We start from the raw sequence: 13,756 nt of genomic DNA on the forward strand, positions 1-13,756 counted from the left end.
TTAAGTCCTTTTGCGCGCGGCGCCGCGGCGGCCCTGGTGAAGCGCGAGGAACTCGCGGACCAGAGCCTGGGCGAAGGCGGGATCGTTGATGTGGTGCGGCAGCCGGATCAGCTGCCGGTTGGCCGTAATGCGGACGGTGTCGGCGAGGGCCTGGAAGAGTGCGGCATCGGCTTCCGGATCGAAGAACGGCTTGCCCGGCGCATCGAGAGACGAGACCCCGCCTTCGGGAATGAGGAACCGCACCGGCCCCTCCATCAGATTGAGCCTTTCGCCGATCCAGCGCCCGATGCGGGTGTTTTCGTCGGCGGTGGTGCGCATCAGCGTCACCTGCGGATTGTGGGGGTAGAGGTTGCGGCCGCGATAGTGCTGTGGGACCGTGTCGGGCGCGGCGAAATTGACCATGTCGAGGGCGCCGACCGATCCGACATAGGGAAGCCTGGTGCGGATGACCGCGCCGAAGCGGTCCTCGGTCGCCGGCAGGAGGCCCCCCATCAGCATGTCGCAGACCTCGGTCGTCGAGACGTCGATGACGCCCTGCAGCAGCCGTGAGTCCACCAGCTTTTCCATCGAACGTCCGCCGACGCCGGTGGCGTGGAACACGAGCGGCTCCCAGTCGGCCGCGATGAGTTTGGCGACCTGCTGGACGCAGGGCGTGGTCACGCCGAACATGGTCAGGCCGACGAGCGGCCGGTCCCGCAGCGGATCCGGCCGGGGGGTCGCCAGATGGGCCTTGGCCATCGCGGCCATGGCATGGGCTGCATTGCCGAGCACGGCCCGCGAGATGCGGTTCAGCCCCTGAACGTCGGTGACCGAATGCATCATGGTGATGTCGGTGGAGCCGACATATTGCGCGACATTGCCGGCGGCCATGGTCGAGACCATGATCTTGGGCACGCCGATGGGCAGCGTCTGCATGGCGGCGGTCGCGATGGCCGTGCCGCCGGAGCCGCCGGCCGAGATCAGGCCGAGCACGTCCTGCTGCCCGGCGATCCAGGTGGCGAAGGCCTCCGTCATCGCCGCGACGGCGGCACCACGATCGCCGGAGGCGAGACCGGGAAGCGCGCGGGGGGAGGCGAGCGCCACTTCCTGCGCCGACACGTCGGCCCCGTGGTTGCGCCCCTGCGTCGAGACATCGACCAGCCGGGTGCGCAACCCCGCCGCCTTGATGATATCGCGGATGTAGCGCAACTCCTCGCCCTTGGTGTCGAGAGTCCCGGCGATGATGACATGGGGCTCGCTCGGTCCGCGGGCGGCGAGGGCCGAGGTGTCGCCGATTACCCGGCCGTCGATGGTGGCGAGCGTCGGGCGCGAGACGGTGCGGGCCGCGGCCTCGATCTGGGCCGCCGGCACATCCTTCGACCAGCGTGTCGGGATGACCGGATTGGCCATGAAGACCCGTATCGGTCCCTGGCTGGCCGGGGCCGGCGCGGCAGCCGGCGTCGCGCCCGCCCTCGCGTCCTGGGTTCCCGCCTCGGCATCGTCATGGCCGTGTCGCCCGACGCCGAGCAGCCGCTGCTGCAGGTCGCGGTCCGCGGCCAGCGTCGCCGAGGCGATGACGCGGTTGATCCGCCCGTTGACCATGATCGCCACCGGGTCGGACATCTGGGTGGCGACACCGATATTCTGCTCGATGACCAGGATGGACACGTCGCCCTCGGCGGCGAGACGGACCAGCGTTTCCTCGACATGGGCGACGATGACAGGGGCCAGTCCCTCGGTCGGCTCGTCCATGATCAGCAGGCGCGGATTCATCAGCAGGGCGCGGCTGATGGCCAGCATCTGCTGCTCGCCGCCGGACAGTTGCGCGCCGCCATTGTTGCGCCGTTCCGCCAGCCGCGGGAACACCTCGTAGATGCGCTCCGGCGTCCATCGCCCCTTCGGCTTGGACATCAGCCGCAGGTGCTCGTGCACCGTCAGCGAGCGCCACAGCCGGCGCCCCTGCGGCACGTAGCCGATGCCGAGCCTGGCGACATCCGCCGGCGGCAGGCCGGCGATCTCCTCGCCCATGAACCGGATCGAGCCCGATGAAATCGGCACAAGGCCCATGATGGCCTTGCACATGGTGGTCTTGCCCATGCCGTTGCGGCCGACCACGGAGAGCACGCCCGACTGGAGCGTCAGGTCGACGCCCTGAACGGCATGGCTGCGGCCGTAGAAGACATTGACGCCCTGCAGCTGCAGGACCGGGACGCCGGCCTTCGCCGGGACGGGGAAGCGTTCAGCCATGCCCACCTCCCAGATAGAGTTCCTGGACCTCCGGATCGTCCTCGATCTCGCTCGGCTTGCCCTCCTTGAAGACCCGTCCGTTGTGCATCATCGTCACGCTCTCGACGACGCGCAGCGCCACGTCCATGTCGTGCTCGATGACGATGTAGCCGATATGGGCGGGTAGGGAGGTCAGGATGGTGACCAGGTCGCGGCGCTCGGTCGGCGACAGGCCGGCCGCCGGCTCGTCGAACAGGATGAAGCGGGGAGCGCCCGACATCGCCAGGGCGATCTCAAGCTGGCGCTGCTGGCCATAGGCGAGTTCGCCGACCAGGCGGTCCTTGACCGCTGTGAGTTGGACCGCCTCCACCAGCATCTCGGCGGCATGGATGAGGGCATCGTCGCTGCGCGGCCGCAGGAGCGAATAGCGGTTCCGCGAGACGCCGCGGCAGGCCAGGTAGACATTGTCGAGGACGCTGAGGCCGGCGAAGAGCGAGGAGATCTGGTAGGTGCGGCGCAGGCCGCGGCGGATCCGCTCATAGGGCGGGAAGGCCGTCACGTCCTCGCCGAAAAAGCGGATGATGCCGGCGGTCGCCGGGAAGTCGCCGGTGATGCAGTTGAACAGCGTGGTCTTGCCCGCACCGTTGGAGCCGAGGACGGCGCGCCGCTCGCCCGGACGCACCGAAAGCGTGACGTCGGCGATGGCAGCCAGGGCGCCGAACATCTTGGTGATGCCGCGCAGCTCCAGCGCATTGCCGGTGTTCATCTGGCCGGGGCGCTCGTTGACGGTCGAGAGGCTCATCGCGGCTGCCCCGTCAGAGGGTCGACCCGTCGCGCGACCCGGGCGCGCCAGCGGTCCCAAAGGCCCATCACGCCGTCGGGCGAGAACAGCACGACAGCCAGAAAGCCGATGCCGATAATCAGCTTGAAGCGTTCGGCCGAGAAACCGAAGGCCCCGAGGACGTCGGGCGAGAAGGTCTGGAGCATGACGTAGATGAAGGCGCCGACGAAGGCGCCCAGCGGGCGCCGCATGCCGCCGACGACGGCCACGACCAGCACGTCGATGGCCGAGGATATGCCGATCGTTCCCGGCGCGATCTGGGCGTTCTGCCAGACCAGCAGGATCCCGCCCATGGAGGCGAAGATGCTGGCGAAGGCATGGGCGGCAACGCGGTGGGCTGTGACGTTGAAGCCGAGGGCCGCCATGCGCCGGGGATTGTCGCGCACGCCCTGCAGCGCGAGGCCGAAGGGCGAACGTGAGACATAGACGACGGTGCCGTAGCACAGCGCGGCACACCCCAGGCACAGATAGTAAAATGCCGTCGGATCGCGCCAGTCGATGCCGAAAAGCCGGGGCGGCAGAACCAGGTTGAAGCCTGAATAGCCGTTGAAGATCGTGTAGTTCTGGCGGGTGAAATAGAAGAACGCCGCGGCGATCGCCAGGGTGATCATGATCGTGTAGATGCCCTCGGTCCTGACCGCGAGCGCACCCGACAGGGTGGCGAAGATCGCTGCGATCAGGAAGGCCGCAGGCAGCACGATCCACCAGGACAGGCCGAGGCTGATCGACGTCGTTCCCGAGGGACCGAGGATGGCCACCATGTAGCCGGCGAGGCCGGCGATGCTCATCTGCAGCAGGCTCACCATGCCGCCATAGCCGGCGAGGAAGGTCAGGCTGACCGCGATCATGCCGAGGATGAAGGTCCAGCCCATCACCTGGAACAGCCAGAAATTATTGGCGACGAGAGGCATCGCGAGAAGCACCAGGACGGCGGCCCACCAGGCCGCCGGGATCTGCTCGATCCATGAGGTCGGCCCGGCGGTCTTGGTGGCGCCCTTGCTTGCCCGGGGCGGGGCCTGATCAGCCAGCGGCATCGCTCACCGTCCCGCGCCGAGAAGGCCCTGCGGCCGGAAGGCCAGGACCGCCGCCATGATCAGGAATGTGAAGACCACCGAATAGGTCGGCGCATAGACCAGTCCCATCTGTTCGGTCACGCCGATGATGATTGCGCCGATGGCGGCGCCGGCGATCGAGCCCATGCCGCCGACGATCACCACGACCAGGCTGGCGAGGAGAAACCGCGTGTCTTCGCCCGGTGACAGCGACTGGAAGGTGCCGCCGATGATCCCGGCCATGCCGGCGAGGCCGGCCCCGAAGACGAAGACGGCCAGGAACACCAGCTTGATCCGCACGCCGGAGGCGGCGAGCATCTCGCGGTCGTCGACTCCGGCACGGATCACCATGCCGAGCGAGGTGCGGTTCAGCACCAGCCACATGGCCAGACCGATGACGATCGCCGCCACGAGGATCCAGACGCGCACCGAGGGATAGCGGATGTAGATGGCTTCGCCGCTGGTCGGATTGATCGAGGAGATGATGGGCAGTTCGACCGGACCGCGGAGCAGGGCCGGTGCGAGCGTCGTGTAGGATTGCCCGCCCCAGTACCAGAGCATCAGATCCGCCAGCACGATCGACAGGCCGATGCTGACCAGGGTCTGGCGCAGTTCCTCGCCTTCCATGTGCGAGAAGATGAAGCGCTGCATAACGAGGCCGACGAAGCCGACCACAACGAAGACGACGGGAAAGGCCAGGAGCCACGATCCCGACTGGGTGGCGACCTCGTAGCCGATATAGCCGCCGAGCAGGAAGAGTGAGCCATGGGCCAGGTTGACGGTCCGCATCAGTCCGAAGATCAGCGTGAACCCCGAGGCGACGAGGAAATAGAGCGCACCGAGGGTCACGCCACCGAGCAGGGCATTGAGGAAAACCCGCTTGCGTCCGACCGCCGCCTCGAGCTCCGGAGGCCATGGGGCGAAGACGAGCCAGAGGAAGGCCGCCACCAGGAGCGCGATCACCAACGTCCAGAGAGGATGGTTCTTGGCGAACTTTTCCATCACACCGTCGACACATGAAGGCTCGCGGCACCGTCGCCGTCAGCCGAAACAAGGCTAGGCCGACTTGCGACGGTCGGCTTTACCGAGGGTCTTTTCTTTCGAGGGTGTCGCCGGTGTCACTGTGCATGGGTCATGACACTGCGCCGGTAGGTGCTCGGAGGCACGACGCCATTGGCGATGAAGAACCGGGAGAAGCTGGCCGGCGTCGAGAATCCGAGGTCGAGGCCGATATCGGCCACCGTTTCTTTGCCGAGCGCCAGACGTTCGATCGCCCGTTCCATCCGCAGCGCATTCACATAGATGGTGGGGGGAAGGCCGATCTGTTCGCGGAACAGCTTGAAGAAGTGGGGGCGCGACAGACCGGCGGCGCGCGACAGGCGGGCGAGATCGACCGGTTCCCCGAGCGTGGCGTCGAGAAGCCGGAGCGCGCGGCGGATGCGGAAATCGCGCAAGGGCCGTTCCTGGCCGATGAAGTGCTGGCCCTCGGCCGTCCATTGCCAGGTCTGGTCGAAGCAGGCCTGGGTGAGGGCGCTCAGGCGATCCTCGAAGTCGCCGTCGTTGCCGCGCCGGGCTGAAAGCAATTGGCTGGTATCGGCCACCAGGCGCCCCAGCCTGTCGGAGACTTCGACGCCGACGCGCCCGAAGCGCAGGATTTCCGAGGCCTGACAGCTCGCATGGACGAACCAGCCCGGACGGATATAGAGCACCAGGGCGAGGACGTTTTCGCGCGAGACCAGGGGCCGATAGAAATGCGGCTGCCAGGGGCTGACCGCGACGGCCCGGCCGGCAGACACCGGATAGGCCCGGCCATCCACCACGACCTCGGCCGGCGGGCCATGGATGTGGAAGATGAGGTGACCTTCCCGATGCGCATGCGGCGCCATGGCCTTGTCCATCACGTAGAGGCAGACGCGACCAAACACGCCGTGCGCGACAGCGTGAGCAACACTCACAACGATCCTCCCTGATGAACGGGCGTCGCTTCTTTTTGTCGCTGCCCGTTTTTCTTGACCTTACCGCAGGCTCTCGTGCTGGCAACGGGCGATTCGCCGCGCCTGCCGCGGTTCCCCGCGAACGATGGCGGGGAGACGGGGAGAGAGTTGGGCCGGCTCACCATGCTGCCTCCAGGATGCGCTCGCAGTCACCGGGGGTGAGGAGTCGCGGATTGGCGAAAGCGGCAGGATCATCGGCCGCCCGCACGGCGACCTGGGCGAAGCGGTTGGGGTCGGTGGCCGTTTCCCGCAAGGCCGCCGGCAGGCCGAGCGCACGGGCGAAGGCGGCGAGCTGGAGGTCTAGCCCGGTCACCGCGCCGCCCTGGCCCATGGTGTCGGAGAGGGCGCCATAGCGGTCGCCGACGGCGCGGGCGTTGAAACCGACGAAGGCCGCCAGGACTGGCGCGTGCAACTCGCCCGGCATGGCCCGTCCCACCAATGCGTCCTCGAGAGGGTGGGCGAGCGCATCGACGCCGCCAATGCTCTTTTCCATGGCAAGCCCTGCCGTCAGGGCGCCGGCCAGCGCCTCCCGCCGTGCCTCGGCATTGTCCGGCGCCGCCACGGCCACAGGCAGCCAGCGGGCGAGGCGGCGGACCGCTTCCAGGGCCAGGCCGTCGGCCGGCGGGTTGAAGGTCGGACTGGCATAGGCCTCGATGGCATGGACCAGAATTTCCATGCCCGCCGCGGCGAGCCGTCGTGGCGGGACATGGGCCAGAGCCGTCGGGTCGGCGATCACCCTTTCGGGCCGCGGGCAGGATACCGGCTCGCCGTCGCGCGGACGGACCTGCCGGCCGAGGCCGAGGTCGAACAGGCTGACCGGCACCGCGATGACGGCGCAGAGCCGGCCGCGCCGGACAGCCGCATCGGCGGCCAGACGCGCCTGGCCGATGGCCCCGGCGCCGCCGATGGCGATGATGGTGGCGGCATCGGCGCGCTTCAGTTCATCCGCCACACGGGCGATCTCCGCACGCAGCGGCGCGTCGGCACTGACGGTGGTCGTTGCCAGCCGCAGATGCGGCAGGGCATCCCTGACGCGGGCGAATGCCTCCGCCGCACCGGGTTCGGTGTCGATGAGCACCAGCGCCTTGCCGAGCCGCGAAGCTTCTTCGGGCAGGGCATCGTCGATGGCGCCATCCGCGAACTGCGTTCGCGTGAGATAGCCGATCAACGTCATCCGGTCCGCCTTGTCGCCCCGGATGGTGCCGGGTCGATCCGCGAGAGGAGCCTGATCGAAAGAGGCCGGCATGGTGCCGGCCTCTCCCGCGAGCGGTCCCGTGGGGTCAGCCGCCGGCGCGCAGCCGGGCGCAGTCGACGACGTTGCGGGAAGGCAGTCCGATCGCCCGGTACTGTTCGGCGGTCATGCCGAGCGTCTGGGTGACGTTTTCCGTCCTGCCGACCATCTTGTTCGTCAGGTTGCCGTCGGTGCCTTCGACAACTTCGTTGATGAAGACGGTGCCGGTGGCCTGGCGGTTCTCGTTGAGGGTGATCCGGCCGATCGGGCTGTCGAGCTGGATCTTGTTCAGGGCCTCCTTGAAGCGCGCCTGGCCGTTGCTGAGGTCACCGCCGACGGCTTCCAGACCCCGGATCGCGGCGAGGGTGGCGATGTAGTAGCCGAGGCCGAAGAGCGAGGGAGTCGGGAAACGCTGGTTGGCCGGGAAGCTGTCCTGATAGAGCTTCACATAGGCCTGCCAGGCGGCGTCGGGATTGTCGACGGCGAAGGGGCCGGAGGTCGGGGTGCCCCGCAGCACGTCCTTGGCGCGGCCGCGGGCGGTCAGCACCGTCTGGTCGGCCATGATCGTGCCGCCGATGAGCCGCGTCCGCTCGCCGGCCTGCTGGTACTGGTTGAGGAAGTTGATGGCATCGGTGCCGCCGAGACCGAGATAGATCGCGTCGACGTTGTCGGGAAGCTGGGCGATGATGGCGCCGAAATCGGCCTGGCCGAGCGGATGCCAGAAGCGCTGGACGATGTCGCCGCCGGCTCGGCAGAAGTCGATCGCAAAGCCCATGAAGTTGGTATAGCCGAACGAATAGTCGCCGGCGATGCTGACCACGCGGCGCCAGTTCTTCTGCTTCACCACATAGCTGCCGAGGCCGAAGCCCCACTGGGCGCCGTCCAGGTTGAAGCGGTAGAAGTTGGGCGCCGGATCGACCCAGGTCGTCTCGAGCGCGCCGGAAATCCCGTTGATCACGACATTGCCGGGGATCGTCTTGGCGAAATCGCGCATGGCGATGCCCTCGGACCCGGACAGGGGCCCGATGATGATGTCGACCTTGTCCTGCTCGATGAGCTTGCGCGCCATGCGGACCGTCGTGTCCGGACGGGTATCGGTGGGGGCGACGACGGTCTCGATCCGCCGGCCGCCGATGGTGCTGTTGATCTGCCTGAGCGCCAGTTCGACATTGCGGACGCCATCGGCGCCGCCAGCGGCAAAGGCGCCTTCCAGCGCGACCAGAATGCCGATCTTGATGGTGCCGCTGCCCTGGGCGAAGGCGGCGCCTGGCATCCAGATGGCCAAGGCCGCGAATGCGGCGAGAATTGTCCTGCGCATCGATGATCCTCCCTGTTCGACGGCTCGTCTCGTCTGCAGCTTCCACCGCAGCCGGCGAGGTCTTTGCTCAGTCGTTTCCTGGCTCAGCCACGTGCGGGCTCAGTCATTTTTTCAGCGCAAGCTGACCTGCCACGCCTGCCACGAAGGCTGAGGCGAGCGCCGCGTCTGGCCCATACCCAAGCGTCTGCTTTTCGCCGGCGAGACGCATCGCGGCGAGGCCTTTGGCCCCGCGATCGACATGACACAGGTCATGGGTGTCGTCGGTCATGGAGCCGGGTCATGAGCCGCGGACAACCGCAAGGTCCGGCCATGATGATGATCCCCTCACGAGAGGCGCGACACCGGGTCCGATCGATGACACCGGCTGACCGATGAGCGGACCGGGAGATCTGCGTCAATCCGCCGAGCTAGTCGGCAGGCGGCGCTGGCCTGGGCTCCGGGGCGGCAGGCGGGGCCTCCTCCGCGATCGTGGCCCGCCGCTGCTGGATGGCCGTGTCGAGCCTCTCACTAAGAATGTCGAAGGCCGGTTTCAGTTCGAGATCGATGCGCCCGTCGAGCATGTTTCGCGACAGAACGGCGAGAAGCTCGTCCATCTCATGGACGATGACATCGAGATCTCCGGCGCTGGCCGCTCGGCGCGTCCGGTCGAGAAGCTGTTCGAAGGCTTGGTGCTCTTCGTGGACGAGGAGGCGCCGGGTCGGAAAGAGCGAGCGCCAGATCCAGACGATACCCGACAGAATGCCGCTGAATCCGAACAGCAGGATGTAGATCAAGGTCTCGTAGCGTTCGAAGAAGCTCTTGGTCTCGCCATCGAAATAGGCTGCTGCTCCCGGATGAAGGGTGAAGGCTGAACCACGGTCCGTGGGGAGCGCTTCCAGCCGCGCGGCGGCGGGATACTGCGAAATCAAGCCATGGCGAAGGGTGAAGAGTTGTTTCGCGAATTCTTCGACCACGTCGTTGTCGAGCCCGCGCCGGGCGACGACGATGGAGGGGAACGCCAAGGTCGTGATGGCCTCCGCCGGCAATGTCGGATTGGCGCCGAACTCCCCCGCGACGAGTTCGACCGTGGAAAAAATCCGGTTGCGTGCCTGGAAAACGCTTCCCTCGGTGAGGGGAAGGACGACCATGCGGCGGTCCGCCGCACAGTTCATGGCATGGATGGCCATTCCCGTCGTCTGGTCTCCCCGTGGCATGGCCATGAAGAGCCCGTCGAGCGGTTTGACCCGCGTCTGGCTTGCGATCTCCGACACATCCGTGAGGTTGACGATCGTGACGTCGCTGCCCGACAGGCCATGATAGGCCGCAAGGGTGGCGAAAAGGGCGCGATTGCCGGGGCCACGGCCGAGAATGCCGATCCGCCGCCCCTTGAGATCGGCAATTCCCTGGATCGTGTTGGGTCTGGCCGGGGGCGGTGACGTGCCGCGGCGGGCAGGAGACGGGGCGGCCTGAGTGTTGCAGACCGCAAGAACGGCGATGTTCTGGTGGAGGTTCGCGACGGCGAGCCCCGAAGCAGGCAATCGGAAATCGGCCCGGGCGATCGCGAGGTCGACGTCTCCTGCGTCGATGGCAGCCGACGTCTCCGCCAGATTGGTCAAGGGCGCGAGGGTCAGTCGGACCCGAAAGCCCTGGGCCTCGCTGATCTTGGCAAATGCCGCGAAGAAGGTGGCTGCCTCGCTCCCGGCCGGCGCAACGGCCATCCGCAAGGGTATGGGAGCCATGTAGACACGCCAATAGACCCCGCCTGCACCGAGAACGGCGGCCAGAATGATGCCAAGACCCAGTGCGCTCCGCCATCCGGCCATCATGCCCGTCGCTTCATGTGCAGATCATCGATCACCGTAGAGCCACATCATGCCAACGACGCGTCCGGCGTGGACCAGTTCGACCCGTAGCCCCGATCCGGATTCCCAGGAATCGCCGGCGGCCAGGCTGCGGGGATCCACGTCCTCCCAGAGCGTGCCGCGTTGTTCTCCGCCTACCATCAACGGCCATCGCTGGACGCCGCGCGGCGTGGTCCAGCTTCGGCCTCTGCTGGCCGCGGCCAGCAAGGTCTTGACCCTGTCGGATATCTCGGTGGTACCGGGCGCCAACTCACCGGCACGGCAGTCCGTGGCCGCCATTGCCGCCATCGCCATCAGGACCGTTCTGCGGGAGCGAGATTCGAACATTGCCGGACAGTCGCCTCAGGGTTGATGGACCCTAGCCGCGGCGTTCGGTCAAGGCATTGATGTGCCTCATCGCGCCAATGCCTGCGGCCGTCACAGCGTGAGACATGGGCGCCGTGAGCGGCTGAGCATGCCCGCCGCAGCCATGCGGCAATCTCGCGGTTTCGGGCCCGGCCCGCAGAGGTCATGGTCGTATCGGTTGCCTCTGTGATCAGGGCCATTCCGCACAGCCAGAAGGGCCGCGTCACATGAGCCCCCTGTCTCTGCAGCCCGGCCCGGAGCCGTCCGCGGTCCTCCGGTGCGCTGGCGGGGATGTGCACGCTGCAGCGCGACCGAAGAAATGGTTCGGGCGGTCGCCGACAGGCTGGGGATCGCGGTCGAGCGCGACAGGGTGACGGACGATGTCGCGATCGCGGGGTTCGGCATCTCGACACTGGGTGCGGTCATCGACGGCAAGGCCGTCCATGCGCGTGACCCGCCCAAACTGGACGCTATCGCTGCTTGGCTGCCGGCCCGAGGGGCACCTGCAGCGGAAGGCGCGGGCGCAAAGCGCAGCAGGGCAGCGCACAGCTGCCCTGCGCGGGGAGTCCGTCATTCACGGGTTGCGCGCGCAACTCCGGACCGGTGCCGTCCCTCGTGCTCATTCGCCACGGTGCCCGGCAGCGCCCGCCGGTCCAGCTTGCGGTGCGGGCCGGACTTGCGCCAACCTGTCTCGGGCCAGACTGGGACGTGTGGCCATGCACGGGGCCGGTCAGCCGGGACCATCGCTATCAGCCCGTGCCGTTCAGAGCGGCGAGGCATATCCCGCGACGCAAGGTTGGCCGCCCCATGACCCTGAGTGCACGTATCGTCCTGGCCGGTGAGGCCGCGGGTCCCGTCGTCGCGACCTCCGAGGGCTTGAGCTTTTGGGGCGGCGTCGATCCGGCGACAGCGAAGGTGATCGACGTGCATCACCCGCTGCAGGGGGTGAGCGTCGCCGGTGCCGTGCTCATGATGCCCACCAGCCGCGGTTCCTGCACGGGGAGCGGCGTCCTCCTCGATCTCGCTCTGAACCGGCGTGCCCCGGCCGCGCTGATCTTCTGCGAGAGCGAGGATGTGCTGACCCTCGGCGCGCTCGTTGCCGCGCGGCTCTTCCGCTGCGGCGTGCCGGTGGTACGGCTTGCGCGCCCGGTGTTCGATCGCGTGGCGAAGGCAGGCAGGGTGGCGATCACCGAGGCAGCCCTGGTTGCGGATGGCGAGGCGATCGCCCTGACGCCGCCGGCGGCTGGTGTCCTCGGGCTGACCGACAGCGACCGCGCCATCCTCGCCGGTGGTCAGGGCCTCGCCGCGCAATGCGCGATGGAGATCCTCGTTGCCATGGCCGCGAGCCAGGGCGCGACGTCCCTGTGCTCCGTCACCCGGGTGCACATCGACGGCTGCATCTATGCCAGCCCGGCCAATCTGCGCTTCGCCGAAGAGATGGTGGCCATGGGCGGGCGGGTCGTGGTGCCGACAACCACCAATGCGATCTCGGTTGATCGCGAGAACTGGCGCGCGCAGGGCGTGCCCGAGGATTTCGGGGCGCCGGCCAGCCGCCTCGCCGATGCCTATGTCGCGATGGGGGCGCGGCCCAGCTTCACCTGCGCGCCCTATCTGCTGCCCGACCCGCCGAAGGCCGGGGAGGATATCGGCTGGTCCGAGTCGAACGCGGTGATCTATGCCAATTCCGTCCTGGGTGCCCGGACGGTCAAGCATCCCGACTTCCTCGATCTCTGCATCGCGCTGACGGGCCGCGCCCCGCTCTCAGGCGTCTATCTGCCGGACAATCGCCGTCCGCAGCGGGTCATCCGCATCGCGGCGCCGGCGGCCGTGGACGACGCCTTCTGGCCGATGCTCGGTTGGCTGGTCGGCGAGGCCGCTCCCGATCGCATTCCGGTCGTCCTCGGATGCGAGGGGCTGGCCGCCTCGACCGACGACCTCAAGGCCCTCTGCGCGGCCTTCGGCACGACATCGGCGGCGCCGATGCTCCATGTCGCCGGGCATACGCCCGAAGCCAGCTTGCCGCCGGTCGACGGGGCCGATGCCGTGACCCTGACCGTCGATGATTTCCGCAGGCTCTGGGCGTTGTTCAACGCGGCCCCCGAAAAAGTCGACCTGATCGCCATCGGCAGCCCGCACGCCTCGGCCTGCGAATGCCGCTTCCTGGCAAGCCTCCTCCCGGAGAGCCGCAGCCTGGCAACGGCGCTGATCGTGACGGCCGGCCGGACGACCCTGGCGGAGATCGAGCGGGACGGAACGCTCGGCCGGTTGCGGGCCGCCGGCGTGAAGGTCGTGCCGGATCTTTGCTGGTGCTCGATTTCGGAACCCGTCTTTCCGCCGACAGCCCGCGTGGTGATGACCAACTCCGGAAAATATGCGCATTACGGACCGGGGCTGACCGGGCGCCGGATGCGCTTTGGTTCCATCGCCCAATGTGTCGAGGCCGCCTGTTCCGGCAAGGCGCCCGCGACGCTACCCGACTGGCTTGGCGCTGGATGACCCGAGACTGCGCCATCGGCTTTCATCGCTGGACTGGCGCTTCGCCCGTTTCGATGGCTCACAGGTAGGGTTCTGCCGTGGTGAGCCGCACAAGCAGCTCCCCGCCAGCAGGCCGGCGGTGACCTTTGCCGATTGGGCACCTGCCCGAACCGCTCTGGGGCGTTGGCGAAGGTGCAGCCTTCGTCTCTCGTCCGTCGTGATCAACTGTGTCAGCGGCTGATCCGACGCGGCTCTGTCCTGCGGGTCGGTCCTGCCTTAACCCGCTGATTTTGCGGCATTAAGGAACTGGCGCACCCGGCACGATTCGAACGTGCGACCTTTGCCTTCGGAGGGAATATGGCTAGCTCCGCCAATAAGCGCAAGGAGCCGCCGATGTCCGCCTATCTCCCTGTAAACGCTAAACAATTTGCATTTCTTCTCCGCCAAAGCTACT

At 67.6% G+C, this 13,756-nt stretch carries 12 protein-coding genes; 2 read left to right on the forward strand and 10 right to left on the reverse strand.

Going from position 1 to position 13,756, the window contains the following annotated elements; genetic code table 11:
* The 10 genes from Q0C57_RS05455 to Q0C57_RS05500 form a co-directional block, all read right to left on the reverse strand.
* Nucleotides 1-2,226 (reverse strand): ABC transporter permease, encoded by a 2,226-nt coding sequence (locus Q0C57_RS05455; protein ID WP_296573153.1) that lies wholly within the window; start codon nucleotides 2,224-2,226, stop codon nucleotides 1-3.
* Nucleotides 2,219-3,007, reverse strand: coding sequence for an ABC transporter ATP-binding protein (locus Q0C57_RS05460; RefSeq protein WP_296573154.1), 789 nt, complete (start codon nucleotides 3,005-3,007; stop codon nucleotides 2,219-2,221). The genes Q0C57_RS05455 and Q0C57_RS05460 overlap by 8 nt, the downstream gene beginning before the upstream one ends.
* Nucleotides 3,004-4,080 (reverse strand): branched-chain amino acid ABC transporter permease, encoded by a 1,077-nt coding sequence (locus Q0C57_RS05465; RefSeq protein WP_296573157.1) that lies wholly within the window; start codon nucleotides 4,078-4,080, stop codon nucleotides 3,004-3,006. Before Q0C57_RS05465 ends, Q0C57_RS05460 begins: the two co-directional genes overlap by 4 nt.
* A 3-nt stretch (nucleotides 4,081-4,083) precedes the next feature.
* Nucleotides 4,084-5,100 carry a branched-chain amino acid ABC transporter permease gene (locus Q0C57_RS05470; RefSeq protein WP_296573160.1) on the reverse strand — a complete coding sequence of 339 codons (1,017 nt, stop codon included), beginning with the start codon at nucleotides 5,098-5,100 and terminating at the stop codon, nucleotides 4,084-4,086.
* 116 nt (nucleotides 5,101-5,216) lie between these two features.
* Nucleotides 5,217-5,984, reverse strand: a complete 768-nt coding sequence (locus tag Q0C57_RS05475; RefSeq protein WP_296573164.1) for an AraC family transcriptional regulator — start codon at nucleotides 5,982-5,984, stop codon at nucleotides 5,217-5,219.
* A 226-nt stretch (nucleotides 5,985-6,210) separates the two neighbouring features.
* Entirely contained in the window at nucleotides 6,211-7,338 is a 1,128-nt protein-coding gene (locus Q0C57_RS05480; RefSeq protein ID WP_296573167.1) for an iron-containing alcohol dehydrogenase, read from the reverse strand.
* Nucleotides 7,339-7,372: 34 nt separating this feature from the next.
* Entirely contained in the window at nucleotides 7,373-8,641 is a 1,269-nt protein-coding gene (locus tag Q0C57_RS05485; RefSeq protein WP_296573170.1) for an ABC transporter substrate-binding protein, read from the reverse strand.
* Nucleotides 8,642-8,744: 103 nt separating this feature from the next.
* Nucleotides 8,745-8,909 carry a hypothetical protein gene (locus Q0C57_RS05490; RefSeq protein WP_296573174.1) on the reverse strand — a complete coding sequence of 55 codons (165 nt, stop codon included), beginning with the start codon at nucleotides 8,907-8,909 and terminating at the stop codon, nucleotides 8,745-8,747.
* A gap of 139 nt (nucleotides 8,910-9,048) precedes the next feature.
* Nucleotides 9,049-10,359 (reverse strand): TAXI family TRAP transporter solute-binding subunit, encoded by a 1,311-nt coding sequence (locus tag Q0C57_RS05495; protein WP_296573176.1) that lies wholly within the window; start codon nucleotides 10,357-10,359, stop codon nucleotides 9,049-9,051.
* A gap of 108 nt (nucleotides 10,360-10,467) precedes the next feature.
* Nucleotides 10,468-10,776 (reverse strand): hypothetical protein, encoded by a 309-nt coding sequence (locus Q0C57_RS05500; protein ID WP_296573179.1) that lies wholly within the window; start codon nucleotides 10,774-10,776, stop codon nucleotides 10,468-10,470.
* A gap of 328 nt (nucleotides 10,777-11,104) precedes the next feature.
* Between Q0C57_RS05500 and Q0C57_RS05505 the strand changes: the two genes are divergently transcribed.
* Nucleotides 11,105-11,638, forward strand: coding sequence for a thioredoxin family protein (locus tag Q0C57_RS05505; protein ID WP_296573181.1), 534 nt, complete (start codon nucleotides 11,105-11,107; stop codon nucleotides 11,636-11,638).
* Nucleotides 11,635-13,323 (forward strand): aconitase family protein, encoded by a 1,689-nt coding sequence (locus Q0C57_RS05510; protein ID WP_296573183.1) that lies wholly within the window; start codon nucleotides 11,635-11,637, stop codon nucleotides 13,321-13,323. The genes Q0C57_RS05505 and Q0C57_RS05510 overlap by 4 nt, the downstream gene beginning before the upstream one ends.
* Nucleotides 13,324-13,756 lie beyond the last annotated feature (433 nt).

Origin of the sequence: Phreatobacter sp. (genome assembly GCF_022843985.1) — a bacterium.
Classification (GTDB): Bacteria; Pseudomonadota; Alphaproteobacteria; order Rhizobiales; family Phreatobacteraceae; genus Phreatobacter.

Bases quoted from the DNA above. Each gene is read 5' to 3' on its own strand.
- Q0C57_RS05455 (WP_296573153.1), bottom strand. From the start codon at position 2,226: ATGGCTGAACGCTTCCCCGTCCCGGCGAAGGCCGGCGTCCCGGTCCTG.
- Q0C57_RS05460 (WP_296573154.1), bottom strand. From the start codon at position 3,007: ATGAGCCTCTCGACCGTCAACGAGCGCCCCGGCCAGATGAACACCGGC.
- Q0C57_RS05465 (WP_296573157.1), bottom strand. From the start codon at position 4,080: ATGCCGCTGGCTGATCAGGCCCCGCCCCGGGCAAGCAAGGGCGCCACC.
- Q0C57_RS05470 (WP_296573160.1), bottom strand. From the start codon at position 5,100: ATGGAAAAGTTCGCCAAGAACCATCCTCTCTGGACGTTGGTGATCGCG.
- Q0C57_RS05475 (WP_296573164.1), bottom strand. From the start codon at position 5,984: ATGGCGCCGCATGCGCATCGGGAAGGTCACCTCATCTTCCACATCCAT.
- Q0C57_RS05480 (WP_296573167.1), bottom strand. From the start codon at position 7,338: ATGCCGGCCTCTTTCGATCAGGCTCCTCTCGCGGATCGACCCGGCACC.
- Q0C57_RS05485 (WP_296573170.1), bottom strand. From the start codon at position 8,641: ATGCGCAGGACAATTCTCGCCGCATTCGCGGCCTTGGCCATCTGGATG.
- Q0C57_RS05490 (WP_296573174.1), bottom strand. From the start codon at position 8,909: ATGACCGACGACACCCATGACCTGTGTCATGTCGATCGCGGGGCCAAA.
- Q0C57_RS05495 (WP_296573176.1), bottom strand. From the start codon at position 10,359: ATGGCTCCCATACCCTTGCGGATGGCCGTTGCGCCGGCCGGGAGCGAG.
- Q0C57_RS05500 (WP_296573179.1), bottom strand. From the start codon at position 10,776: ATGGCGATGGCGGCAATGGCGGCCACGGACTGCCGTGCCGGTGAGTTG.
- Q0C57_RS05510 (WP_296573183.1), top strand. From the start codon at position 11,635: ATGACCCTGAGTGCACGTATCGTCCTGGCCGGTGAGGCCGCGGGTCCC.